This is a genomic window from Nocardioides sp. Soil_C_8 (genome assembly GCF_057656315.1).
This window is the reverse complement of record NZ_JBDGKQ010000002.1, coordinates 216,434-238,706: the sequence shown is the minus strand read 5'-3', so window position 1 is coordinate 238,706 and position 22,273 is coordinate 216,434. Positions and strand designations below refer to the sequence as shown.

The following is a 22,273-nucleotide window of genomic DNA, read 5'->3' as shown; positions in this document are numbered from 1 at the left end:
GGCATGATGGCAGCCGACGGCCCCGCCGGGCACCGGGAAAACCGGCCTCAGGCGGTCACGGGCCCAGGTGCAGCGTCGGGATCACCGGCTCCCCGGCCGACATCATGGTGACCGAGCGCGGCAGCTCGGCCACCGACGCACGGTGGCGGGCGCGGGCCTCCTCGAGCGTCGCGCGGCCGACCACCTCGCCGCCACGCACGAGCTGCACGAGCAGGGGACGGTCGTCGCCGTCGTCCTCCGGCGCCGCGCCGATCCCCACGACCTCGGCCTCGGCGATCCCGCCCGGGCCACGTCGGCGCAGGGCGTACTTGCGGCCGCCGATGGACTGCTTGTCGGTCGACTTCTTGGCCACCGACACCAGCTCGCCGGCGTCGTCCTCGCGCGCCACCAGCTTGTAGACGAAGCCGCACGTCGGGTGGCCCGAGCCGGTCACCAGCTGGGTCCCCACGCCGTAGGCGTCGACCGGTGCCGCCGCGAGCGCGGCGATGGCGTGCTCGTCGAGGTCGCTGGTCACCACGATGCGCGTGGCACTCGCCCCGAGGCCGTCGAGCTGGGCCCGCACCTCGCGCGCGACCTCGCCGAGGTCGCCGGAGTCGAGGCGGACCGCCCCGAGACCGGTGCCGGCCACCTCGACCGCGAGGCGCACTGCCTCGGCGACGTCGTACGTGTCGACCAGCAGCGTCGTGCCGACCCCGAGCGTCTGCACCTGGGCGCGGAAGGCGTCGGCCTCGGCGTCGTGGAGGAGCGTGAAGGAGTGGGCGGCGGTGCCCGTCGACGGCACGCCGTACCGGGCGCGCGCGGCCAGGTTGCTGCTGGCGTCGAAGCCGGCGACGTAGGCCGCCCGCGCCGCCGCCACCGCGGCCTGCTCGTGGGTGCGCCGCGACCCCATCTCGATGCACGGGCGGTCGCCTGCGGCCAGCGTCATCCGGGACGCCGCCGACGCGATCGCGGAGTCGTGGTTGTAGACCGACAGCAGCACCGTCTCGAGGAGGACGGCCTCGGCGAAGGTCCCCTCGACGACCAGCAGCGGTGAGTAGGGGAAGTACGCCTCGCCCTCGGCGTAGCCCCACACGTCGCCGGAGAACCGGTAGGACCCGAGCCACTCGAGCATGTCGGGGTCGACGACCCCCTCGAGCGCGGTCAGCGCGGCGGCGTCGAAGCAGAAGTCCTCGAGCGCGTCCAGCGCCCGGCCCACCCCGGCCACGACGCCGTAGCGCCGGCCCGGCGGGAGCCGCCGCGGGAACAGCTCGAAGACGGCCCGGCGGTCGGCGGTGCCGGACTGCCGCGCGGCCTGGACCATCGTCAGCTCGTAGTGGTCGGTCAGCAGCGCCGATGACGTACGGGATGAGGTCGTCACGACCCACACTGTGCCACGATGGGCCTCGTGTCAGCCGCCAGTCCCGTAGAGGTCGAGCCGACCCTCACCCCCGACGAGATCACCTTCCTCGCCAAGCCGTGGGTGACGCTCGTGTGGGACGACCCGGTCAACCTGATGTCCTACGTCTCCTACGTGTTCCAGAAGTACTTCGGCTACGACAAGGCCAAGGCCGAGAAGCTGATGCTGGAGGTCCACACCGAGGGCAAGTCGGTGGTCTCCACGGGCACGCGCGAGGAGATGGAGCGCGACGTGCAGGCCATGCACGAGTACGGACTCTGGGCGACGATGGAGAAGGCATCCTGAGGTGAGCGGCTTCGAACGACACCGCAGGTCCGGCCGGGTGATCGCCACCTTCAGCGGCTTCGAGGCCGACCTCCTGCGCTCCCTGGCGTCGCAGATGGTGGAGCTCCTCCGCAACGAGCGCGCCGAGCCCGCGGCACCCGCCGGCGACACCTTCGACGCGATGATGGCCGAGTTCTCCGGCGCCACCACGATCCCCGAGGACCCCGTCCTCGCGCGGCTCTTCCCGACGGCCTACCCCGACGACGAGGAGTCGGCCGCCGACTTCCGCCGCTTCACCGAGGGCGGCCTGCGCGACGGCAAGGCCGCCGCGGCCGGGGCGATCATCGACACCCTCGAGGACGCGGGCCTCCCGCCCGAGCTCACCCAGGACGGCCTCGTCATCGACGTCGAGCTCACGCCTGCCGACGCCGAGACGTGGATGCGCGCCTTCACCGACATCCGGCTCGCCCTCGCCACCCGGCTCGGCGTCGAGGCCGGCGACGAGCACTACTGGCACTCGCTGTCCGACGACGACCCCCGTGCGCAGGCGCACGACATCTACGAGTGGGTGGGCTACCTGCAGGAGACGGTCGTCGAGGCACTCACCTCGTGACCGCGTCGTGAGCCCCGTCCCGGACTTCGTCCTGGCGCTGCGCGACAAGATCGGGCATGACCCGCTGTGGCTGCCCGGGGTGACGGCCGTCGTACGACGTGCGGACCAGCTGCTGCTCGTGCGACGTGCCGACAACGGCCAGTGGACCCCGATCACCGGGATCCCCGACCCGGGGGAGGAGCCGGCGCTGGCCGCGGCCCGTGAGGCGCTCGAGGAGACGGGTGTCCGGATCCGGGTGGACCGGCTGGCAGCGACGGGCGTCCACGGTGAGATCGTGCACGCCAACGGCGACCGCGCGACCTACCTCGACCTGACCTTCGCCTGCACCTGGCTCGGGGGCGAGGCCCACGTGGCCGACGACGAGTCGAGCGAGGTGCGGTGGTGGCCGCTGGCCGCGCTGCCCCCGATGAGCGAGATCATGACCGCGCGCATCGAGGCGGCGACCAGCGGCGAGGCCGCCGCTCGGTTCGTCGCCCCTGCTGGTGGCGTCCACGAGGAGCCGCCGCCCGTCCTCGCGCCGCCGGCGCCCGTGCTCGGCGTGGACGCCTGCCCGGCCGGGTGGGTCGGGGTGGTGATCGACCCCCAGCGCCGTACGTCGGTCTTCGTCGCACCCGACGTCACCGGTCTCGTCGAGCTCGTCCGCGAGCGGCACGACGTCGTCGTCGTGGGGGTCGACATCCCGATCGGGCTGCCCGACACGGGCGGGCGGCTGGCCGACGCCGAGGCCCGGCGTGCGCTCGTCGGGAAGGCGTCGTCGGTGTTCTCCACCCCCGTGCGCGCCGCGGTCGAGGCCGCCACCTACGAGGAGGCCCGGGCGGCCAACCTCGCCGCGACCGGAGGGCGCACCAGCGTCAGCGCCCAGGCGTACGCCCTGAGCGAGAAGGTCCTGCAGGTCGACGCGTGGGTGCGCGGACGGCCCGGCGCACGGGTGATCGAGGTGCACCCCGAGGTGAGCTTCGCCCGGATGGCCGGAGCCCCGGTGCTGGCTCGCAAGAAGGACGCCGACGGGGTCCGCGCCCGCCGCGAGGCGCTCGCCGCCCACGGCATCGTCGCGCCGGCGTGGTTCCGCGGCGCCGGCTTCGGTGAGGACGACCTGCTCGACGCGTGCGCCGCCGCGTGGACGGCCGTACGCCACGCGCTCGGGGTCTCCGAGTCGTTCCCCGAGGTGCCGGAGGTCTTCTCCGACGGGATCCCGGCCGCGATCTGGGTCTGACGCCGCACGTGCGGCGGTTGTGGCCCTCGGGCGGCCGGTCCGAGGGCAACTTCTCGGACACGTGCGGCGGTTGTTGTCCCCGGACCGGCCCCGGTCTGAGCCCCTAGGGGCGGTCAGCCGGAGTGCGTCAGCACGCCGTAGCGCTCGCGGGAGGCGAGCGCCCAGCGGGAGGCGGGGACCGAGACGAGCGCGACGCCCAGCATCAGTGCGGCCAGCACGAGCCAGCCGGTCTCGCCCATCTCCACGCAGAACAGCGTCACCACGGGCGGACCGACGACCGCGATCACGCTGAAGCCGAGACCGGCGAAGCCCTGGTACTGGCCCTGCCGCTCGTGGGGGGCGAGGCCCATCTGGAGGCCCCACTGCCCGCCGGAGCCGATCATCTCGCCGACGACGTGCACGAGCGACCCGACGACGAGCACCGCGACGGCGAAGGTGGCGTCGCCGCGGTCGGCCAAGGCGACGATGGCGAATCCGGCGGCGATCCACACGGCGCCGCGGACCAGCGCCCGGGCACCCGCCTCCACCGAGTCGGCCCGGCGCGAGAGCCGCACCTGGAAGAGCGCGACGCAGGCGGTGTTGAGGATCAGCAGCACGGCGACCATGACGGGCGGTGCGGCGGTGCGCTCGGAGATGTAGAGCGCGAGGCCGAGCTCCATCACGAAGAAGTGCAGCGAGAACAGGCCGGTGATCGCCACGACGACCACGTAGGGCCAGTCGCGCAGCACCGCGAGCCGCGGCTCGCCCTCGAGCCGGACGTAGGCCGGGAGGTCGGGCAGGCGGGTGGTGTTCCAGGCGGCGAAGCCGGTGAAGACGGCGTTGAGGAGGAAGACCGAGACGTAGGCCCACGACTCGTCGATGACGAGCGCGGCGCCTCCGAAGACCGAGCCGAGGCCGAGCGCGGTGTTGGTCACCGCGCGCAGGTACGCCTTGAACTGGACGCCGCGGCCGCCCGTGGCGAGCTGGGCGATGACGCCCTGCTGCACGGAGCCGGCCGAGCGCTCGAACAGGGTCAGCACAGCGAGCAGCAGGGCCAGCTGCCACGGCGTACGGGCGAGGACGGGCAGCGCGCTCGCGAGGGCCGCCCCCGCCATGAACACCGTCAGCACGCGACGAGGGCCGTGGCTGTCACCGAGCTGGCCGGCCGGTACCTGGACGAGGATCCCGACCACGGCGGCGACGGCGAGTGCGAAGGCCACCTCGGCGGCGGAGAAGCCCACCTGCCGGGTGAAGTAGAGGGCGCTGGTCGTCATCACCGCACCGGCGCCGAACCGGTTCGCGAACGAGCCGAGCGCCAGGACCCGGAGGTCGCGCTCGAGGGGGATGCCGCGACGGGTCAGTGGCGCCTGCGCCTGCGGCAACGACATGTGTCTCCCCTCGAAGTCTCTCGACGTCAAGACTATGTGGTGAGACGCGTGCGGGTCGCATCGAGGGCCTGCCTACCCTTGACGGTGTGCTGACCATCGCCCAGGAGATCTTCGACGCCATCGTGGCGCACGCCAAGCGCGACCACCCTGATGAGGCTTGCGGCGTCGTCGCAGGCCCCGAGGGCAGTGACCGTCCCGTGCGCTTCGTCCCCATGGTCAACGCCGCCGGCAGTCCCACGTTCTACGAGTTCGACTCCACGGAGCTGCTGCACCTCTACAAGGACATGGACGCACGCGACGAGGAGCCGGTCGTCGTCTACCACTCCCACACGGCCACCGAGGCCTACCCGAGCCGCACCGACATCGGCCTCGCGAGCGAGCCGAACGCCCACTACGTGCTCGTGAGCACACGCGACCACGGGAATAGTGCGGGCCCGGTGGAGTTCAGGTCCTACAGAATCACCGACGGAGCCGTGACCGAGGAAGAGGTCACGATCGTCCCCCTGACGAACCCCCAGCAGACCGAGGAAGCGAGCACCCCCTGATGGCCATCGAGGTCCGGATCCCCACCATCCTGCGCACCTACACCGACGGCGCGAAGTCCGTCGAGGGCACGGGCGGCAACCTGTCCGCGCTCATCGACGACCTCGAGGGCAACCACCCGGGCATCAAGGACCGCCTCGTCGAGGACAAGTCCGGGTCGATCGACCTGCGTCGCTTCGTCAACGTCTACATCAACGACGAGGACGTCCGCTTCATGGGCGGCCTCGAGGCCGAGCTCTCCGACGGCGACCAGGTCGTCGTGCTGCCGGCCGTCGCCGGTGGAGCTCACCCCTGATCCCGTGACGCGCTACGACGACCTGCTCGCCTCCGTCGGCAACACCCCGCTGGTGGGGCTGCCGCGGCTCTCGCCGAGCCCGGACGTACGCATCTGGGCGAAGCTCGAGGACCGCAACCCGACGGGCTCCATCAAGGACCGCCCCGCCCTGCGGATGATCGAGCAGGCCGAGAAGGACGGCGTCCTCCGGCCGGGGTGCACGATCCTCGAGCCGACCAGCGGCAACACCGGCATCTCGCTGGCGATGGCCGCCAAGCTCAAGGGCTACCGCATCGTCTGCGTGATGCCGGAGAACACGTCCGAGGAGCGCCGCCAGCTCCTGCGGATGTGGGGCGCCGAGATCGTCTCCTCACCCGCCGCCGGCGGCTCCAACGAGGCCGTACGGGTGGCGAAGCAGGTCGCGGGGGAGCACCCCGACTGGGTGATGCTCTACCAGTACGGCAACGAGGCCAACGCCCTCGCGCACGAGGAGGGCACCGGACCGGAGATCCTCGCCGACCTCCCGGGCATCACCCACTTCGTCGCCGGGCTCGGCACGACCGGCACGCTCATGGGCGTCTCCCGCTTCTTCCGCGGTGCCAAGCCCGACGTGCGCATCGTGGCGGCCGAGCCGCGCTACGGCGAGCTCGTCTACGGCCTGCGCAACCTCGACGAGGGGTTCGTCCCGGAGCTCTACGACGCCTCGCTCATCGACTCGCGCTTCAGCGTCGGCCCGCGCGACGCCGTACGCCGGGTGCGCGAGCTGCTCGAGCTCGAGGGCATCTTCGCGGGCATCTCGACCGGCGCGATCCTGCACGCCGCGCTCGGGCAGGCTGCCAAGGCCGTCAAGGCCGGCGAGCGCGCCGACATCGCGTTCGTCGTGTGCGACGGCGGCTGGAAGTACCTCTCGACCGGCGCCTACGAGGGCACGATCGACGAGGCCGAGGACAGGCTCGACGGACAGCTCTGGGCCTAGGGCGTGTCCTAGGCTGGTGCGGTGGACCCAGCGCCCCGCCCCGTGCGGCCCCTCCTGCGACTCCGGGTCGCGCTGGTCCCGCTCGTCCTGACCCTGCTGGCGGCCCCGTCCCACGCGACGGGGGAGGACGCCAGCGACCACCGGCGCGCGACCCCCACGCCGACGCAGCCGACCGTCGAGGCGTACGCCGTCCCGGTGACGCGGCGCGTCACCTACTCCGTCACCACCCGGGGCCGCGTGACGGCGTCGATGAAGGTCTTCCGCCGCCAGGCGCAGCAGACCTTCGACCACCCGCGTGGCTGGCGCACCGCGGGCGTGCAGTTCCGCCGGGTGCGCCGGGGCGGCGACTTCACCTTGGTCCTCGCCGCGGCCGGCACCCTGCCGTCGTTCTCCTCCGGGTGCTCGGTGCGGTGGTCGTGCCGCGTCGGGCGGCACGTGGTGATCAACCAGCTGCGCTGGACGAAGGCCTCGCCCGCCTGGAACCGTGCGGGACGGTCGCTGCGCGACTACCGGCACATGGTCGTCAACCACGAGACCGGCCACTGGCTGGGCCGGGGGCACGCGCACTGCCACGGGCGCGGCCGGGCGCCGGTGATGATGCAGCAGTCCAAGGGCACGGGCGGGTGCCGGTTCAACCCGTGGCCGCTGCCCCGGGAGGCGGCGGCCGTCAGGCGGCGCTGAGCGTCACCGCTTGTTGGCGTCGATGACCACGGTGGTGGTCGACGGCGAGCCGACGACGACGTTGCCGGAGGAGCCGGTGATGCTGACCACGATCGTCTCGCGCCCCTCGGTGACGCGGTCGTCGAGGACCGGGACCGGGACGTAGCGCTCGGCCTGCCCGGGGGCGAAGGTCACCTGGCCGGTGCCGGCGACGAAGTCCTCGCCAGCGGTCGCGGTGCCGGCCTGCACTGTCCAGGACACGTCCACCGCGCCGGTGGCGGGCGTCTGCAGCCGGACGGGCACCCAGACCGTGCGTGCGCGCTCCTCGGTGCGCTGTCGGATGCCACCGAGCCGGACCTCGTTGCTGCTCAGCCAGTGGATCCGCCGGGTGAGCCAGTCCGCGAGGAAGTCGACCTCGGCCTGGCGGTCGCGACCGCGGTGGGTCCACTCGAGGTCGCCGGAGGCGTGCCACTGGGCCCAGTCGGCCTCGGCGGCGGGCGCCAGCGTCGCCGCTGCGCCGGGGATCTGGGAGACCACCTGCCGCGCGATCGGCTTCAGCCGGGCCCAGCGGCTCTTGACCCGCGCGGAGAACGCCGGGTCCTCGAGCATCCGCGAGACCCAGTGCCGGCCCGTGCGGGTGTACCAGATGTCCGGGGCGGTCGACGACTTCCACTTCGTGCCGGCGCTCAGGTCGAAGTCCCAGACCGGTCCGAACCGAAACCGCTTCCCGGGCACCCAGCTGAAGTGCACGCTCGACTGGAAGTTGGAGTCCTGGTTGGCGAACAGCTCCTCGACGAGGTACCAGTCGATGAGCCTCCGGACGTCGACGTAGGCCGCGTAGCCCGTCTCGGGGTCGGCGAAGCCGGGACCGTAGAGGACGTTCTCGAAGCGCGACACCGCGCGCCGGACCTCGCGTCGCTGCTTCCGGGTGACCTCGTCGGGGTCCTTGAACGCCACGGGCGTCCCGCGGCGGGTGCGGAAGCCGGGCTCGTCGTCGCGGAGGTAGCGCTTGTTGACCTCCAGCAGGTAGCCGTCGTCGGGCAGGTCGACGCGGCCCTTCCCCTCCTCGACCTGCTCGGTGAGCATGTAGAGGCCCTGCGACTGGCCGTTGAGCACGACCTCGACGAAGCGGAATCGAGGGGTCCACTGGAGCCGGGTCTGGGCCGCGACGGCGAACGCCGCCGCCGTCCGCAGCGAGCTGCGGTCGGCGTAGCCGGCGAGGAGGACCCACTCGTCGTACGCGCGCGACCCGACGAGGGCAGCGTCCTCCTCCAGCTTGAGCTTGTAGGGCTTCTTCGCCCATCCCCACGTCGAGTTGCCACGCCCCCGCACCTCCGTCACGCGGGTGACGCCGTCGAGGGTCACGGTGCCCGGCACGTAGTCCTCGCGCCCGATCGCGGCCCCGGCCGTGTCGATGACCAGCTGGGTCGGCGGGGCCGGCGGCCAGCCGACGACGGCGGCGGCCCGCTGGTCCGGCGCGGGCTCACGCCCGGCCGCGGGGGAGAGCACGACGGTCGACGCTGCGACGGCGAGGACGGTCGCGACGCTCAGTCGCCTCAGGAGGGGCTTCTTCGACAGCGGCATGGTGGCTCCTCGGCGGGGCGTCCGGGCGGTGGGGTCAGGCGGGAGGTGAGACGTCGAGATCGAGGCTGGAGTTGTGCTCACTTCCCGGGACGGCACCGAGGTCGAGGAGGTCGAGCGCGAGGTTGGCCAGGTCGCCGTTCCGGATCGGCTGCGGGGACTGGCGGTAGGTGGTGCGGCGCTTGCCGGGGTCGCGGTAGTCGTCGGCGTTGAGCGCGTAGAGGTCCGCGCCGGCCGGGACGCCCGGTCCGGCCACCATGAAGGCGACGCGGTAGTTGGCCAGGCGGCGCGGGTCGGAATGGCTGGCGCCGAGGCCGCCGTGGTCGCTGGTGAGGATGATCGCGGTCCGACCGACGAGCCCGGGGTCGGAGCGCACCGCGTCGACGATCGAGCCGACGAGGGTGTCGACCTGCTGGACGGCGCGGAGGTAGCGCGGCGACATGAAGCCGTACTCGTGCCCGGCGGCGTCGGGCAGCGACAGGTGGACGAACCGGAACGCGCGCTCCTGGTCGCGCAGGTCCCGCCGCACCGACCGGGCCAGGCGCGTGTTGTCGAGCTGGATCCGCGTGGTGTCGATCGAGAGGGGCCAGCTGCGCTTCCAGAGCGAGAACTTGGTCTTGCTCGCGAAGAGGGCCGTCGAGCCGCCGGCGGCACTGACCTGCGTGAAGACCGACTCGACGCGCTTCCCGGCTGCCGCCTGGACGGTCGCCGGACGGCGCCGGTCGTCGTTCCAGGTCACCCCGTGGCCGCCCGTCGCGGCCTCGATGCGTCGACCGGTCACCATCCCGGTGTGGTTGGGCAGCGTGATGGTGAGCTCGTGCTCGGTGCGCGCGTTGAGCGTCGACGCCCCGGAGTCCATGAGGTCGTGCAGGTGAGGCGTGCGTTCGGTGCCGAGCTTGCTGAGCGCGTCGGTGTTGAGCCCGTCGACCGAGATGGCCACGACCGAGTCGATGGCGTTGTCCGCGGACACCCGCGAGGCACCCGGCAGCGGGTCGCCGGACGGCACCTGGGCCGGGGCGGACGCGGGGCACAACCCGATGGCGGAGCAGGCGAGCAGGGAGGCGAGCGCGGTACGCATGGTCACGCGGCGACCCTAACCCGTGGCGTGCGGTGTGACGGGGCCGACGCACGCGACCACGTGACCCACCACTGCCGGACCGCCTAGCCTGCTGCCTGTGCCGACGTCCACGCCGCGAGAGACCGCCGACGCCCCGATCGGCATCTTCGACTCCGGTTTCGGCGGGCTGACCGTCGCCCGCTCCGTGATCGACCAGCTCCCGCACGAGTCGGTGGTCTACCTCGGCGACACCGCCCGCCAGCCCTACGGCCAGAAGCCGATCGGCGAGGTCCGTGAGTACGCCCTCGAGTGCCTCGACCACCTCTACGAGCGAGGGGTCAAGGCGCTGGTCATCGCGTGCAACTCCGCGAGCGCCGCGATGCTGCGCGACGCCCGCGAGCGCTACGACGTCCCCGTCGTCGAGGTGATCCTCCCCGCGGCCCGGCGCGCCGCCGCGGCCACGCGCAACCAGCGGGTCGGGGTGATCTGCACGCGTGCCACCGCCAGCTCGATGGCGTACGACGACGCCTTCGCCGCCGCGCCCCACCTCGACCTGCACATCCGGGCCTGCCCGCGCTTCGTCGACTTCGTCGAGCAGGGCGTCACGGGCGGCGACGAGCTGCTCGCCGCCGCCCACGAGTACCTCGACCCGCTGGCCGAGGCCGGCGTCGACACGCTGATCCTGGGCTGCACCCACTACCCGCTCCTGACCGGTGTCATCTCCTACGTGATGGGCGACCAGGTCACCCTGGTCAGCTCGGCCGAGGAGTGCGCCAAGGACGTCTACAAGATGCTCGCCCGTACCGGCCTCATGCGTCCCGACGGCGAGCCCACCTACACCTTCTCCACCACCGGCAGTCCCGACGACTTCGCCACGATCGGCCGCCGCTTCCTCGGCTCCGAGCTGCTCGGGGCGACGCAGTTCGCCGGGGGACGCGCATGAACCACCCCACGGAGTTCTTCGCCTCCTCCGCTGCGCTCCCCCGTCGAACAACGCCGCGGGGGCCCCGATGAGACTCACCATCGTCGGGTGCTCGGGTTCCTACCCCGGCCCCGAGTCCGCAGCGAGCTGCTACCTGCTCGAGGCCGAGGACGAGTCGGAGGCGGGCGCGCGCACCTGGCGGATCCTGCTCGACCTCGGCAACGGTGCGCTGGGCCAGCTGCACCGCCACACCGACCCGCTCGGCATCGACGCGGTCTTCCTCAGCCACCTCCACGCCGACCACTGCCTCGACCTCTGCGGGTACTACGTGATGCGCAAGTACCACCCCACCGGCGCGCAGCCGCAGATCCCGGTCTGGGGGCCTGCCGGCACGGCCGAGCGGATGGCGCGGGCCTACGACCTGCCGCTGGAGCCCGGGATGAACGAGGAGTTCGCGTTCCGCGCGTACGGCGACGATGGCGGGGTCGTGGAGCTCGGCCCGTTCCGCGTCGAGGCACGCCGGGTGGTCCACCCCGTCGCCGCCTATGCCCTGCGCGTCACCGCCGGCGGCCGGACGCTCGTCTACTCCGGCGACACGGGGCCGTGCCAGCAGCTCGACGAGGTGGCCGTCGGGGCCGACGTGCTCCTCGCCGAGGCGTCGTTCCGCAGCGGGGACGACAACCCGCCCGAGCTGCACATGACCGGCGCCGACTGCGGGCGGACGGCGTCGAAGGCCGGAGCCGGCCGCCTGGTGCTGACCCACGTCCCGCCGTGGCACGACCCGGCCGACGCCGAGGCCGAGGCGCGCGGCGAGTGGCCGGGCCCGGTCGAGCTGGCCCGCGCCGGCGCGACGTACGACGTCTAGCCGTACCCGGCAGACCAGCGGGCGTCAGACCAGCCCTGCGTCGTGCACGACCATCGCGACCTGCACGCGGTTGGTGGCGTCGAGCTTGGTCAGCAGGCGGGAGACGTGCGACTTCACCGTGGGGATGGACAGGTAGAGCTCCGAGGCGATCTCGGAGTTGCTCAGGCCGCGCCCGACGCACACGGCGACCTCCAGCTCGCGCTCGGTCAGCACGGTCAGCCGGTCGGCGGCGGTCGTGGTGCGGTCGGTCGGCGAGGTGGTGCGCAGCCGCGAGACCAGGCTGCGGGTCGCGGACGGCGACAACATGGCGTCGCCCGCCGCGACCGTGCGGATCGCGCTGACGATGTCGCCGGGCGGGGTGTCCTTGAGGAGGAACCCGTCGGCGCCTGACGCCACGGCACGGAGCACGTGGTCGTCGGCGTCGAAGGTGGTGAGCACGACGACGGCCGGCGGGGAGGGTCGCGAGTGCAGGACCCGCGTGGCCTCCAGCCCGTCCATCACCGGCATCCGGATGTCCATCAGCACGACGTCGGGCCGGTGCTCGGCGACCTGGGCGAGTCCGGCCTCACCGTTGGGCGCCTCGCCGACCACCTCGATGTCGGACTGCCCGCCGAGCATGAGGGTCAGCGCCGAACGGACCAGCGGGTCGTCGTCGACGAGGAGCACGCGGATCACGCGGTCCACGGTAGCCAAGCCTCCAGCACGAACCTCGACCCCTCCGTGCGCTGGTGCAGCCGGCCGCCCCGCAGCTCGGTGCGCTCGCGCAGCCCGACCAGCCCCAGGCCCGCTCCCGGTGCGGCGCTGGGACGGTCGCGCAGCGGGTTGCTGATCACGACGGTGATCCCGCCGATCCGGTCGCCCGAGGACCTGATGTGCATCCCCGCGCCCGGGGCGTGCTTGCGGACGTTGGTGATGCCCTCCTGCACGATCCGGTAGACCGTGCGGCCCGTGGCCGGCGGCACCGGCACGTCGCCGTCGACGTGGTCGGCCCAGTCGATCTCGAGGCCGTGCGACCGCGCCTCGTCGACCAGCGCAGCGATGTCGTCGTACGTCGGCTGCGGTCGTGCCGTGGGCGGGCTCGGGTCGTCCTCGCGCAGCACCCCGAGCACCCCGCGGAGCTCGTGGAGCGCGTCGTTGGCCTGGCGCTGGATCTGTCCGAGCCCCTCGCGGAGGCGGTCGCCGTCGAGGTCGTCGCGGAACGCGAGCGCGCCGGCCTGCATGGACACCTGGGTGATGCGGTGGGCCACGACGTCGTGCATCTCCCCGGCGATGCGCGCCCGCTCGGTCGAGCGGGCCTGGGTGAGCCGCAGCTCCTGCTCCAGCTCGGCACGCTCGGCGCGGTTGCGGAGGTTCCAGAGCAGCTCGCGCCGCGACCCGATGTAGAGCCCCCAGCCCATCATCCCGGTGTTGACGGCGAGGTTGACCAGCGTGGTGACCAGGAAGCTGTTGTCCTCGATCGGCGCGATCGTCGTCCAGACCATGGCCGAGACGAAGTTGGCGGTGCCGACCACCACCACCTCGCGCCAGCGTCGCCGGGTCGCGAGGGAGACCGCGGCCAGCGTCGCCGGGCCGGCAGCGAGCCCGGAGAGGGCACTCATCGCGGCGATCGCCAGGGCCACCCGCATGGGCGAGCGCCGGCGGAAGTACACCAGCACGAAGGCGGCGACGCCCAGCACCACCTCGACGGCGAAGAGGAGGCGGTGGTCGCGCCACTCGGCCGCTGCCGCGGTCTGCCAGACCGCGGCCGAGAACATGAGGCACAGCGCGTAGCGCCACGCGTGCGACACCCACGTCAGCTCCGGCTGGGTGTCGGGTCTCGGGTCCACGGCGCTCAGGGTAAACGAGCCGATTTCCTACTTTGGTCGCATGGACATGGCCCGAGGGCCGATGCGCGGACCCGGGTCGCGGGCGCACGGTGGTCGGACCAACCGCGTGGAGGGAGCTGCGCGGTGTGGGGCCGCGCATGAGTGGACGGTCCCGCTGGGGAAGGGGCTTCGAGCCGGGTCCGGTGACACACGGGGGTGACCGGACCCGGCTCAGCCACGTCTAGGGTCGTGCCCATGACTTCCGCCCCGACTCCGGCCCAGACTCCGCGCGCCGACGGCCGCGCCGACGACGAGCTCCGCCCGATCACCATCACCCGCAACTGGCTCGACCACGCGGCCGGGTCGGTGCTCGTCGAGTTCGGCGGCACGCGGGTGCTGTGCGCCGCGTCCGCCTCCGAGGGCGTGCCGCGCTGGCGCAAGGGATCGGGCCTCGGCTGGGTCACCGCCGAGTACGCGATGCTCCCCGCGGCGACCAACACCCGGTCGGACCGCGAGTCGGTCAAGGGCCGCATCGGCGGCCGCACCCACGAGATCTCGAGGCTCATCGGCCGCTCGCTGCGCGCCGTCATCGACTACCAGGCGCTCGGGGAGAACACGATCGTCCTCGACTGCGACGTCCTGCAGGCCGACGGCGGCACCCGCACCGCTGCGATCACCGGGGCGTACGTCGCCCTGGCCGACGCCGTCGCGCACCTGCGCGCGAACGGCGCGCTCACGGGTGAGCCGCTGACCGGGTCGGTGGCGGCGGTGAGCGTCGGTATCATCGACGGCGCGCCACGACTCGACCTGCCCTACGTCGAGGACGTGCGCGCGGAGACGGACATGAACGTCGTCATGACGGGCGACGGGAAGTTCGTGGAGGTGCAGGGCACGGCCGAGGGCGCCGCCTTCGACCGCACCGAGCTCGACGCGCTGCTGACACTGGCGGAGAAGGGGTGCGCCGACCTGACGCGCCTGCAGCAGGAGGCGCTCGCCCGGTGAAGATCTTCCTCGCCTCGGGCAACACCAAGAAGATCCTCGAGATGCAGCGCATCCTCGCCGAGCACGTGCCGGGCATCGAGGTGCTGGGCATCGCCGACGTCGAGGGCTACGTCGAGCCGGTCGAGGACCAGCCCACCTTCGAGGGCAACGCCCTGCTCAAGGCGCGTGCCGGCGTCGCGGCCACTGGGCTGCCGTCCGTGGCCGACGACAGCGGCCTGTGCGTCGACGCCCTCAACGGGATGCCGGGCGTGCTGTCGGCCCGGTGGTCGGGACCGCCGAAGAGTGACGACCGGAACAACGAGCTCCTGCTCGCCCAGCTCGACGACGTACCCGACGAGCGCCGCGGTGCTCACTTCGCTTGCGCCGTGGCGTGGGTGATGCCCGACGGGCGTGAGCGGGTCGTCGAGGGCCGGATGGACGGGCGCATCATCCGCGAGGTGCGAGGCAGCGGCGGCTTCGGCTACGACGTGGTGTTCGTCGCGGCCGAGCACGACGCCGAGGACCTCACCTCAGCCGAGCTCGAGCCGGGGGAGAAGGACCGGATCTCCCACCGGGGCCGCGCGCTGCGCGCCCTCGCGCCGCAGGTCGCGGCGGACCTGTCAGGCGACTGACACGTCCTCGCGGGCGCCGACCTGCCTGCTGACCCACGAGCCCCACAGTGCGGCGAACAGGAACATCACGAGCGAGTAGACGGCCGCGGGCACGGAGATCTCGACCTCGTCGAGCACCTCGACCGCCACGAAGATCGCCAGCGTCGCGTTGTGCACCCCGACCTCCATCGAGGAGGCGATGGCCTGCGGGCCGGTGACCCCGACGGCCTTGGGCACGTAGTAGCCGACGACGAGGCTGATCGCGCAGAACAGGGCGGAGATGAGGCCGACGTCGGCGAGGTAGTCACCGACGTCCTCGCGCTGGTCGAGGAGGATGCCGAGCACCAGGACGGCGAGGATCACCGCCGAGCCGATCCGCACCGGCTTGTCCATCCGCCGGGCGAAGCCGGGCGCGCGGGCGTTGACGAGCATGCCGATGCCGACGGGCAGCAGGATCAGCGCGAACACCTTGACGATCTCCACGAGCGGCATCGACACGTCGTCCTGCCGGTCGTACCAGGCGATGGCGAGGCCGGTGATCAGCGGCAGCGTGACCACGGCGATGACGGTGTTGATCGCGGTGAGCGTGATGTTGAGGGCCACGTCGCCGCGGAAGAGGTGGCTGAACAGGTTGGCGGTCGTGCCGCCCGGCGATGCGGCGAGCAGCAGCATGCCGATGCCGAGCAGGGCCGGGAGGTCGAAGAGCACGACGAGCCCGAAGCAGATCGCCGGCAGCAGCAGGATCTGGCAGGCGAGCGCGACGACCACGGCCTTCGGCGCCTTGCCCACCCGCTTGAAGTCGGCGACCGTCAGGTCCAGGCCGAGGCCGAACATGATGATGGCCAGCGCGAGCGGCAGTCCGACGGTGGTCAGCGCAGAATCCATGCGCGGACCCTAGTGGTGACGCGGGTCACAGGGGGAGGGATCGGCGGCAGACGTGTACTTAGGTCGAGTCCGCGTGCAAGTGCTGCCAGTCAGCTTCTCAGTGGGTGCCGAAGGCGGGATTCGAACCCGCACGCCCTGAGGCACGGCGTCCTAAGCGCCGCGTGTCTGCCGTTCCACCACTTCGGCGGTGAGGTCGAGAGTCTACGAAGTGGCCTTCCTGGCCCTCGCAGCAGTGACGTACCCGGAGTACTTGCCCTTGCTCCGTCCGGCGAAGTTGTCGGTCTGCCGGTGACAATTGGGGCAGAGGGAAGCGGAGGTTCGACTGCACGTTGTTCAGGTAGTCGCCATCGATGTGGTCGACCTCCAGAGTCAGCGGCATGCCCAGCCCGGTGCCGTCACAGCCACAGACGGCACAGGCGTAGGGGACGCCGGACTCGATGAGGGCGCGGGTCAGCAACGGAGGTCGCGTGCCCATGGCGAAACGCTAGGCGAGGGGTACGACAGTCAGTCGAGGCCGAGGTCGCGCCGCAGCTTGGCCACGTGGCCGGTGGCCTTGACGTTGTACTGGGCGACCTCGACGGTGCCGTCCTCGCCGATCACGAAGGTGGAGCGGATCACGCCCTCGACCTCCTTGCCGTAGAGCTTCTTGGTGCCGTAGGCGCCGTAGGTCCGGTGCACGGCCAGGTCCTCGTCGGAGAGCAGGGTGAGGGTCAGCGCGTCACGCTCGCGGAACTTCGCGAGCTTGGCCGGCTTGTCCTTGGAGACCCCGAGCACCTCGTAGCCCGCGCCCCGCAACGAGTCGAGGGACTCGGAGAAGTCGCAGGCCTGCTTGGTGCAGCCGGGAGTCATCGCGGCGGGGTAGAAGTAGAGGATCACCTTCTTGCCGCGCAGGTCCGAGAGCGACACCTGCTCCTCGGTGTCGCTGGTCAGGGTGAAGTCGGGGGCGGTGTCGCCGGCGGCGAGGCGGTCGGACATGGGGTCTCCTGTGCGCGGTCGGTCCGGACGGCGGTCCGGCTGGTTGTTGCAAGAGGTTTGCAATAAGGTCGGGTGCGTGCCGGCACGGCATCGGGGGATCCGCGCCGGCCACCAGACATCCAACCAGCCCCACCACGAGCAGGAGCGACCACGTGCACGTGCCCGACGGCTTCCTCGACGCACCGACGTCGGTGGCGACGGGAGTGGTGGCCGCGACCGCGGTCGCCCTCTCCCTGCGCGGCGCACGGCGCGAGCTCGACGACCGCACGGCGCCGGCGGCGGGCCTGGTCGCGACCTTCGTGTTCGCCGCCCAGATGATCAACTTCCCCGTGGGCGCCGGAACCAGCGGGCACCTGATGGGCGGCGCGCTCGCCGCCGTCCTCGTGGGGCCGTGGACCGCCGTGCTCTGTTTGTCGGTCGTGCTCGTCGTGCAGGCCCTGCTGATGGCCGACGGTGGGATCACCGCCCTCGGCACCAACATCACCCTCATCGGCATCGTGACCGTCGCTGTGGGCTACGGAGTCTTCCTCGTCGCGCGCCGGGTGCTGCCCAAGCGGTTGAGCATGGTTGCCCCGGCAGCCGCGATCGGAGCCCTGGTCAGCGTCCCGGTCGCGGCGCTGGTCTTCACCGCGTTGTTCGCCGTCGGTGGCAACGTCCCGGTCGACCTGGGCGCGCTCCTGACCGCCATGCTCGGGTGGCACACCGTGATCGGCGTCGGCGAGGCGGTCGTCACCGGTCTCGTCGTGGCGTCCGTGGTGGCCGCGCGGCCTGACCTCGTCCACGGCGCTCGACCCCTCGTGGTCGAGCGCGAGCTCGAGGTCCGCACGGGAGTCCTCCGATGAGCAGCCGCCGCTTCTTCGCCGTCGCCCTCGTCGTCAGCCTGCTCGTCGCGGGCGTCGCGAGCTACTACGCCAGCTCGCACCCCGACGGTCTCGAGTACGTCGCCGAGCAGACCGGCTTCATCGACTCCGCCGAGGACTCCGCCGCCGCCGACAGCCCGCTGGCCGACTACCAGACGTCGGGCGTCGACGACGCCCGCATCAGTGGCGGCCTCGCCGGGGTGATCGGCGTCGTGGTGATGCTGGTGCTCAGCACCGGCCTGTTCTGGGTCGTACGACGTCGCGACCCGCAGGACGACCGCGAGCCTGCCCACCAGTCGGAGGCCTGATGGGGGCCGGGCACGGGCACCGGCTGCACTTCCACGGCCACAGCCCGGTGCACCGCGCGCCCGCGCACCTCAAGGTCCTGGCGCTGGTGGGCTTCATGCTGGTGGTGGTCGCGACCCCCCGCCAGGCGTACGCCCTGTTCGCCCTCTGGGCCGTCGTCCTGCTCGGCGTCGTGGCCCTCTCCCGTGTGCCGCTGCGCTACCTGCTGCCGCGGATGGTCGTCGAGCTGCCCTTCGTGGTCTTCGCCGTGCTGATGCCGTTCATCGCGCACGGGCCGCGCACCGAGGTGCTCGGGGTGAGCGTCTCGGAACCGGGCCTGGTCGCGGGCGTCGCGTTGCTCCTCAAGGGCACCATCGGCGTCCTCGCCTCGCTCACCCTGGCCGCCACCACCGAGCCGCAGGACCTCCTCCGCGGGCTCCAGCGCCTGCGCACCCCCGACCTGGTCGTGCAGATCATGGGCTTCATGATCCGTTACCTCGACGTGGTCACCGCCGAGCTCGGCCGGATGATGACCGCGCTCCGCTCGCGCGGCTGCGACCCGCGGTCGCCGCGGCACTGGCCGGTGCTGGCCCGCTCGCTCGGGGCGTTGTTCATCCGGTCCTACGAGCGCGGCGAGCGCGTCCACCTGGCGATGCTGTCGCGGGGGTACGACGGCCGCCTCCCGCAGGACGCGCGATGAGCACGCCCGTGCTGGACGTCAGCGGCCTCGCGTTCGCCTACCCCGACGGCCACCAGGCGCTGTTCGGGGTCGACCTGCACGTGCACCGCGGCGAGCGGGTCGCGCTGCTCGGGCCCAACGGCGCCGGCAAGACGACCCTCGTGCTGCACCTCAACGGCATCCTCACAGGGGGCCGGGGCACCGTCACCGTCAGCGGTCTCCCGGTCGCCAAGGAGCACCTCAAGGAGATCCGGCGCCGCGTCGGGATCGTCTTCCAGGACCCCGACGACCAGCTGTTCCTCGGCACCGTCCGTCAGGACGTCGCGTTCGGTCCGGCGAACCTCGGGCTCAAGGGACCCGCGCTCGAACGCCGGGTGATGGACGCGCTCGACCGGGTCGGGATGGCCGACTTCGTCGACCGGCCGCCGCACCACCTCTCCTACGGCCAGCGTCGGCGCGTGGCGGTCGCCACCGTGCTGGCGATGGAGCCGGAGATCCTGGTGCTCGACGAGCCGTCGTCCAACCTCGACCCCGCCTCGCGCCGCGAGCTCGCCGACATCCTGCGCAGCCTCGACGTGACGGTGCTGATGGTCACCCACGACCTGCCCTACGCGCTGGAGCTGTGCCCGCGCAGCGTCGTGCTGAGCGAGGGTGTCGTGGTCGCCGACCGGCCGACCTTCGACGTCCTCACCGACGACGCGCTGATGGCCGCCCACAGGCTCGAGCTGCCCTGGGGTTTCGACCCGCGGCGCATTGATAGCCTTCCCGGGTGACCCAGGACATGAGCGCGCTCGAGCGCGAGATCGAGGAGACCCGCGAGCGGCTCGCCTCGACGATCGACCAGCTCGCCTACCGCGCCCACCCCAAGACGATCATCGGCCGGCAGGTCACGATCGTGAAGTCCCAGTTCGTCGACCTCGACACGGGTGCCCCCCGCACCGACAACATCCTCAAGGCGGCCGGTGCCGTCGTCGGCGCGGTCGTCCTCTTCGCCCTCGTCCGCAAGGTCGCGAGCTGAGCGTGTCCTCCGGCAGCAGGGCGGCGGGGGGCACCGACCCCGGGTCCGCACCGATCAAGATGTTGCACGACCGGCTCCTCGTCGAGGTCGACCAGGAGGCCGGGGAACGTCGTTCCAGCGGCGGGATCGTCATCCCGGCCACAGCCGCCATGGGCGCCCGCCGGCTGGCCTGGTCGCGGGTGATCGCCGTCGGGCCGCACGCCCGCGCGGTCGAGGTCGGCGACCGGGTCCTCTTCGACCCTGAGGACAAGGCCGAGGTCGAGGTCCACGGCGAGCTCTACGTCGTCATGCGCGAGCGCGACGTGCACGCGGTCGCGGCCGAGCGCCTCGAGGGCGGCTCCACCGGCCTCTACCTCTGAGGCGCTGGAGGCCGGTCCTAGGCTTCGGGCCATGGCCTACCTCGTCAAGCAGTCCCACCGCGCGCCGGCGGTGACCTCCCCGGTGCCCGTGGACGAGTCGTTGCCCCGCGCGTGCGTGATCGGCGCCGGGTCGTCGGGGATCGCAGCCGCCAAGCAGCTCCACCTGGCCGGAGTCCCCTTCGACTGCTTCGAGAAGGGGAGCGACATCGGCGGGACGTGGGTCCTCGACAACTCGAACGGACAGTCGGCCTGCTACGACACCCTCGAGATCAACACGTCGTGCCCGCGGATGGCCTACTCCGACTTCCCGATGCCGGCGGACTACCCGCCCTACGCGAAGCACGACCAGGTGCGCGCCTACTTCGAGCAGTACGTCGACCACTTCGGCTTCCGCCACACCATCACCTTCGACACCACGGTCGAGGACGTCTCCCGATCGGCGGACGGCCGCTGGGAGGTGCGCATCACCGGACCAGCCGGCACCGAGACCCGCACCTACGACGCCGTCCTCGTCGCCAACGGCCACCACTGGGACCCGCGCTGGCCCGAGCCGGCCTACCCCGGGACCTTCGACGGGGAGCAGATCCACGCCCACGACTACCGCTCCGCCGACCAGCTCGCGGGGCGCGACGTCGTGGTCGTCGGCGCCGGCAACTCGGCGATGGACATCGCGGTCGAGTCGTCCTACGTCGCGCGCACGACGACGTGGTCGGTGCGTCGGACCGAGTGGGTGCTGCGCAAGTTCCTCCTCGGCAAGCCGAGCGACCAGGTCGCCCTCCCGGGGTGGCTGCCGTGGTGGGTGACCGCGGCCCGGCTCCGCATCGGGGCGACGTACGCCGGCAGCATGACGAAGTACGGCCTGCCGGCGCCGACGCACAAGCCCGGCCAGTCGCACCCCGTCCAGTCGGACAGGATCCGCGAGCGTCTCGACGCCCGTGCCGTGACGGCGCGGCCGGGCATCGAGCGGCTCGACGGCGACCGCGTCGTCTTCCTCGACGGCAGCACCGCCCCGGCCGACCTCGTCGTGTGGGCCACCGGCTACCGCGTGACGTTCCCGTTCTTCAAGCCCGAGCTCGTCTCCGCGCACGACAACGACCTGCCGCTGTGGAAGCGCACGGTGCACCCCGACCTCCCGGGCCTCTACTTCATCGGCCTCGTGCAGGCCATCGGCGCGGTGATGCCGATCGCCGAGGCCCAGTCGGCGTGGGTCGCCGACACGCTCGCCGGCCGCTACGTGCCTCCCGGGGACGACGTCGTACGAAGCCAGATGGAGTCCGAGCACCGCCGGGACAAGTTGCAGTTCTACGCCTCGCCGCGGCACACCATGGAGGTCGACTTCGACCACTACCTGTGGGACCTCGACCGTGAGCGCAAGGCGGGTCGCGAGCGAGCGGCGGCCACCGTGGCGACCTCCTCGCCGACGTCCGGCACCGCGCCGGTGCCGACGTCCGGCGGCGGGGGAGTGCGCCGCACGCTCGCCCGCGTGCTCCTCGGCGCGGCGCGCTGGAGGGCGGTCGGCGAGGTGCCGCAGCGCGGCGTGCTGGTCGGCGCACCGCACACCTCCAACTGGGACTGGGTGCTGACCATGCTGCTGGCGTGGCGCTACGGCATCACGATCCGGCTGCTGGTGAAGAAGGAGCTCTTCGTGGGGCCGCTGGGCTGGCTGCTGCGCCGCACGGGTGCCGTCGAGCTGGACCGCAGGAATCCCGCCGCGACGATCAAGGAGCTGCTGGCAGAGGCGGACGGGGACGACCCGTGGCTCATCGGCATCGCCGCCGAGGGCACGCGCTCGCGCGGCGACTACTGGAAGTCGGGCTTCTACCGCATCGCCCGCCAGACCGGCCTCCCGATCACCCTGGCGTTCCTCGACGTGCCGTCGCGCACCGTGGGCTGGGGACCGACGTTCCACCCGACGGGCGACGTGGGCGCCGACATGGACGTGCTGCGCGAGTTCTACGCCGACAAGACGGGCTTCCGGCCCGAGGGCTTCACGCCGCCGCGGCTGCGCGAGGAGGACCGGGCCTGAGGGCTCGCGACACGCCCATCCGGGTGTACGTCATTACCGCTTCGCAACCGTGAAGGCT

Annotated in this window: 26 protein-coding genes and 1 tRNA gene; 18 read left to right on the top strand and 9 right to left on the bottom strand. The window is 72.2% G+C overall.

Annotation, left to right across the window (positions count from 1 at the left end; translation table 11 throughout):
- Positions 1-55: 55 nt before the first annotated feature.
- Positions 56-1,357, bottom strand: a complete 1,302-nt coding sequence (locus AC3A3L_RS10965; protein WP_487640057.1) for a nicotinate phosphoribosyltransferase — start codon at positions 1,355-1,357, stop codon at positions 56-58.
- A 27-nt stretch (positions 1,358-1,384) separates the two neighbouring features.
- Between AC3A3L_RS10965 and clpS the strand changes: the two genes are divergently transcribed.
- From clpS to AC3A3L_RS10950, 3 genes are read left to right on the top strand one after another with little or no spacing between them, the layout of a single operon-like run.
- Positions 1,385-1,681, top strand: coding sequence for an ATP-dependent Clp protease adapter ClpS (clpS, locus tag AC3A3L_RS10960; protein ID WP_407673939.1), 297 nt, complete (start codon positions 1,385-1,387; stop codon positions 1,679-1,681).
- A gap of 1 nt (position 1,682) precedes the next feature.
- Entirely contained in the window at positions 1,683-2,273 is a 591-nt protein-coding gene (locus AC3A3L_RS10955) for a DUF2017 domain-containing protein (protein WP_487640056.1), read from the top strand.
- 7 nt (positions 2,274-2,280) lie between these two features.
- Entirely contained in the window at positions 2,281-3,486 is a 1,206-nt protein-coding gene (locus AC3A3L_RS10950) for a DUF429 domain-containing protein (RefSeq protein WP_487640055.1), read from the top strand.
- 113 nt (positions 3,487-3,599) lie between these two features.
- On the opposite strand, the gene AC3A3L_RS10945 is transcribed toward AC3A3L_RS10950, so the two are convergent.
- Positions 3,600-4,853 (bottom strand): MFS transporter, encoded by a 1,254-nt coding sequence (locus AC3A3L_RS10945; protein ID WP_487640054.1) that lies wholly within the window; start codon positions 4,851-4,853, stop codon positions 3,600-3,602.
- 86 nt (positions 4,854-4,939) lie between these two features.
- Between AC3A3L_RS10945 and AC3A3L_RS10940 the strand changes: the two genes are divergently transcribed.
- The 4 genes from AC3A3L_RS10940 to AC3A3L_RS10925 are packed head-to-tail and all read left to right on the top strand — an operon-like array spanning position 4,940 to position 7,327.
- Positions 4,940-5,398 (top strand): M67 family metallopeptidase, encoded by a 459-nt coding sequence (locus tag AC3A3L_RS10940; protein ID WP_487640053.1) that lies wholly within the window; start codon positions 4,940-4,942, stop codon positions 5,396-5,398.
- The gene (locus tag AC3A3L_RS10935; protein WP_487640052.1) at positions 5,398-5,691 is read left to right on the top strand and encodes a MoaD/ThiS family protein; all 294 of its coding nucleotides are present in this window, start codon (positions 5,398-5,400) and stop codon (positions 5,689-5,691) included. Before AC3A3L_RS10940 ends, AC3A3L_RS10935 begins: the two co-directional genes overlap by 1 nt.
- Before the next feature lie 4 nt (positions 5,692-5,695).
- A complete protein-coding gene (locus AC3A3L_RS10930) occupies positions 5,696-6,646 on the top strand; it encodes a PLP-dependent cysteine synthase family protein (RefSeq protein ID WP_487640051.1) in 951 nt (316 codons plus the stop codon).
- 21 nt (positions 6,647-6,667) lie between these two features.
- The gene (locus tag AC3A3L_RS10925; protein WP_487640050.1) at positions 6,668-7,327 is read left to right on the top strand and encodes a DUF3152 domain-containing protein; all 660 of its coding nucleotides are present in this window, start codon (positions 6,668-6,670) and stop codon (positions 7,325-7,327) included.
- Positions 7,328-7,330: 3 nt separating this feature from the next.
- Here the strand turns inward: AC3A3L_RS10925 and AC3A3L_RS10920 are convergent, their stop codons facing one another.
- Positions 7,331-8,890: a CotH kinase family protein gene (locus AC3A3L_RS10920; RefSeq protein ID WP_487640049.1), complete on the bottom strand. Its 1,560-nt coding sequence runs from the start codon at positions 8,888-8,890 to the stop codon at positions 7,331-7,333.
- 34 nt (positions 8,891-8,924) lie between these two features.
- Positions 8,925-9,965, bottom strand: coding sequence for an alkaline phosphatase family protein (locus AC3A3L_RS10915; RefSeq protein WP_487640577.1), 1,041 nt, complete (start codon positions 9,963-9,965; stop codon positions 8,925-8,927).
- Between the two features lie 91 nt (positions 9,966-10,056).
- On the opposite strand from AC3A3L_RS10915, the gene murI reads away from it, so the two are divergent.
- Positions 10,057-10,887 (top strand): glutamate racemase, encoded by an 831-nt coding sequence (murI, locus tag AC3A3L_RS10910; protein WP_487640576.1) that lies wholly within the window; start codon positions 10,057-10,059, stop codon positions 10,885-10,887.
- Positions 10,888-10,954: 67 nt separating this feature from the next.
- Positions 10,955-11,731 (top strand): MBL fold metallo-hydrolase, encoded by a 777-nt coding sequence (locus tag AC3A3L_RS10905; protein ID WP_487640048.1) that lies wholly within the window; start codon positions 10,955-10,957, stop codon positions 11,729-11,731.
- A gap of 24 nt (positions 11,732-11,755) precedes the next feature.
- Here the strand turns inward: AC3A3L_RS10905 and AC3A3L_RS10900 are convergent, their stop codons facing one another.
- Positions 11,756-12,406: a response regulator gene (locus tag AC3A3L_RS10900; protein ID WP_487640047.1), complete on the bottom strand. Its 651-nt coding sequence runs from the start codon at positions 12,404-12,406 to the stop codon at positions 11,756-11,758.
- On the bottom strand, positions 12,403-13,557 hold the full coding sequence (locus AC3A3L_RS10895; RefSeq protein WP_487640046.1) for a sensor histidine kinase: 1,155 nt from the start codon (positions 13,555-13,557) through the stop codon (positions 12,403-12,405). Before AC3A3L_RS10895 ends, AC3A3L_RS10900 begins: the two co-directional genes overlap by 4 nt.
- 234 nt (positions 13,558-13,791) lie before the next feature.
- On the opposite strand from AC3A3L_RS10895, the gene rph reads away from it, so the two are divergent.
- Positions 13,792-14,538, top strand: coding sequence for a ribonuclease PH (gene rph / locus AC3A3L_RS10890; protein ID WP_487640045.1), 747 nt, complete (start codon positions 13,792-13,794; stop codon positions 14,536-14,538).
- Positions 14,535-15,149 (top strand): RdgB/HAM1 family non-canonical purine NTP pyrophosphatase, encoded by a 615-nt coding sequence (gene rdgB, locus AC3A3L_RS10885; RefSeq protein ID WP_487640044.1) that lies wholly within the window; start codon positions 14,535-14,537, stop codon positions 15,147-15,149. Before rph ends, rdgB begins: the two co-directional genes overlap by 4 nt.
- On the opposite strand, the gene AC3A3L_RS10880 is transcribed toward rdgB, so the two are convergent.
- The 3 genes from AC3A3L_RS10880 to bcp form a co-directional block, all read right to left on the bottom strand.
- On the bottom strand, positions 15,138-16,013 hold the full coding sequence (locus tag AC3A3L_RS10880) for a bile acid:sodium symporter family protein (RefSeq protein WP_487640043.1): 876 nt from the start codon (positions 16,011-16,013) through the stop codon (positions 15,138-15,140). The genes rdgB and AC3A3L_RS10880 overlap by 12 nt on opposite strands.
- 105 nt (positions 16,014-16,118) lie before the next feature.
- Positions 16,119-16,199: transfer RNA gene (locus tag AC3A3L_RS10875), tRNA-Leu, on the bottom strand.
- A gap of 318 nt (positions 16,200-16,517) precedes the next feature.
- A complete protein-coding gene (gene bcp, locus AC3A3L_RS10870; protein ID WP_487640042.1) occupies positions 16,518-16,988 on the bottom strand; it encodes a thioredoxin-dependent thiol peroxidase in 471 nt (156 codons plus the stop codon).
- 152 nt (positions 16,989-17,140) lie between these two features.
- On the opposite strand from bcp, the gene AC3A3L_RS10865 reads away from it, so the two are divergent.
- From AC3A3L_RS10865 to AC3A3L_RS10835, 7 genes are read left to right on the top strand one after another with little or no spacing between them, the layout of a single operon-like run.
- The gene (locus AC3A3L_RS10865) at positions 17,141-17,830 is read left to right on the top strand and encodes an energy-coupling factor ABC transporter permease (protein WP_487640041.1); all 690 of its coding nucleotides are present in this window, start codon (positions 17,141-17,143) and stop codon (positions 17,828-17,830) included.
- Entirely contained in the window at positions 17,827-18,156 is a 330-nt protein-coding gene (locus AC3A3L_RS10860) for a PDGLE domain-containing protein (RefSeq protein ID WP_487640040.1), read from the top strand. The genes AC3A3L_RS10865 and AC3A3L_RS10860 overlap by 4 nt, the downstream gene beginning before the upstream one ends.
- Positions 18,156-18,833 (top strand): cobalt ECF transporter T component CbiQ, encoded by a 678-nt coding sequence (gene cbiQ / locus AC3A3L_RS10855; protein ID WP_487640039.1) that lies wholly within the window; start codon positions 18,156-18,158, stop codon positions 18,831-18,833. Before AC3A3L_RS10860 ends, cbiQ begins: the two co-directional genes overlap by 1 nt.
- Complete coding sequence (locus AC3A3L_RS10850) at positions 18,830-19,585, top strand: energy-coupling factor ABC transporter ATP-binding protein (protein WP_487640038.1); 756 nt, start codon at positions 18,830-18,832, stop codon at positions 19,583-19,585. The genes cbiQ and AC3A3L_RS10850 overlap by 4 nt, the downstream gene beginning before the upstream one ends.
- Complete coding sequence (locus AC3A3L_RS10845; RefSeq protein ID WP_487640037.1) at positions 19,582-19,830, top strand: DUF3618 domain-containing protein; 249 nt, start codon at positions 19,582-19,584, stop codon at positions 19,828-19,830. The genes AC3A3L_RS10850 and AC3A3L_RS10845 overlap by 4 nt, the downstream gene beginning before the upstream one ends.
- A 59-nt stretch (positions 19,831-19,889) precedes the next feature.
- The gene (locus AC3A3L_RS10840) at positions 19,890-20,189 is read left to right on the top strand and encodes a GroES family chaperonin (protein WP_487640575.1); all 300 of its coding nucleotides are present in this window, start codon (positions 19,890-19,892) and stop codon (positions 20,187-20,189) included.
- Between the two features lie 31 nt (positions 20,190-20,220).
- Complete coding sequence (locus AC3A3L_RS10835) at positions 20,221-22,215, top strand: NAD(P)-binding domain-containing protein (protein WP_487640036.1); 1,995 nt, start codon at positions 20,221-20,223, stop codon at positions 22,213-22,215.
- Positions 22,216-22,273: the final 58 nt, after the last annotated feature.

Excerpts from the sequence above, each read along its gene's own strand:
- AC3A3L_RS10945 (WP_487640054.1), bottom strand. The coding sequence starts at position 4,853 with ATGTCGTTGCCGCAGGCGCAGGCGCCACTGACCCGTCGCGGCATCCCC.
- AC3A3L_RS10935 (WP_487640052.1), top strand. The coding sequence starts at position 5,398 with ATGGCCATCGAGGTCCGGATCCCCACCATCCTGCGCACCTACACCGAC.
- AC3A3L_RS10920 (WP_487640049.1), bottom strand. The coding sequence starts at position 8,890 with ATGCCGCTGTCGAAGAAGCCCCTCCTGAGGCGACTGAGCGTCGCGACC.
- AC3A3L_RS10915 (WP_487640577.1), bottom strand. The coding sequence starts at position 9,965 with ATGCGTACCGCGCTCGCCTCCCTGCTCGCCTGCTCCGCCATCGGGTTG.
- AC3A3L_RS10905 (WP_487640048.1), top strand. The coding sequence starts at position 10,955 with ATGAGACTCACCATCGTCGGGTGCTCGGGTTCCTACCCCGGCCCCGAG.
- rph (WP_487640045.1), top strand. The coding sequence starts at position 13,792 with ATGACTTCCGCCCCGACTCCGGCCCAGACTCCGCGCGCCGACGGCCGC.
- AC3A3L_RS10880 (WP_487640043.1), bottom strand. The coding sequence starts at position 16,013 with ATGGATTCTGCGCTGACCACCGTCGGACTGCCGCTCGCGCTGGCCATC.
- bcp (WP_487640042.1), bottom strand. The coding sequence starts at position 16,988 with ATGTCCGACCGCCTCGCCGCCGGCGACACCGCCCCCGACTTCACCCTG.
- AC3A3L_RS10860 (WP_487640040.1), top strand. The coding sequence starts at position 17,827 with ATGAGCAGCCGCCGCTTCTTCGCCGTCGCCCTCGTCGTCAGCCTGCTC.
- cbiQ (WP_487640039.1), top strand. The coding sequence starts at position 18,156 with ATGGGGGCCGGGCACGGGCACCGGCTGCACTTCCACGGCCACAGCCCG.
- AC3A3L_RS10850 (WP_487640038.1), top strand. The coding sequence starts at position 18,830 with ATGAGCACGCCCGTGCTGGACGTCAGCGGCCTCGCGTTCGCCTACCCC.
- AC3A3L_RS10840 (WP_487640575.1), top strand. The coding sequence starts at position 19,890 with ATGTTGCACGACCGGCTCCTCGTCGAGGTCGACCAGGAGGCCGGGGAA.
- AC3A3L_RS10835 (WP_487640036.1), top strand. The coding sequence starts at position 20,221 with ATGGCCTACCTCGTCAAGCAGTCCCACCGCGCGCCGGCGGTGACCTCC.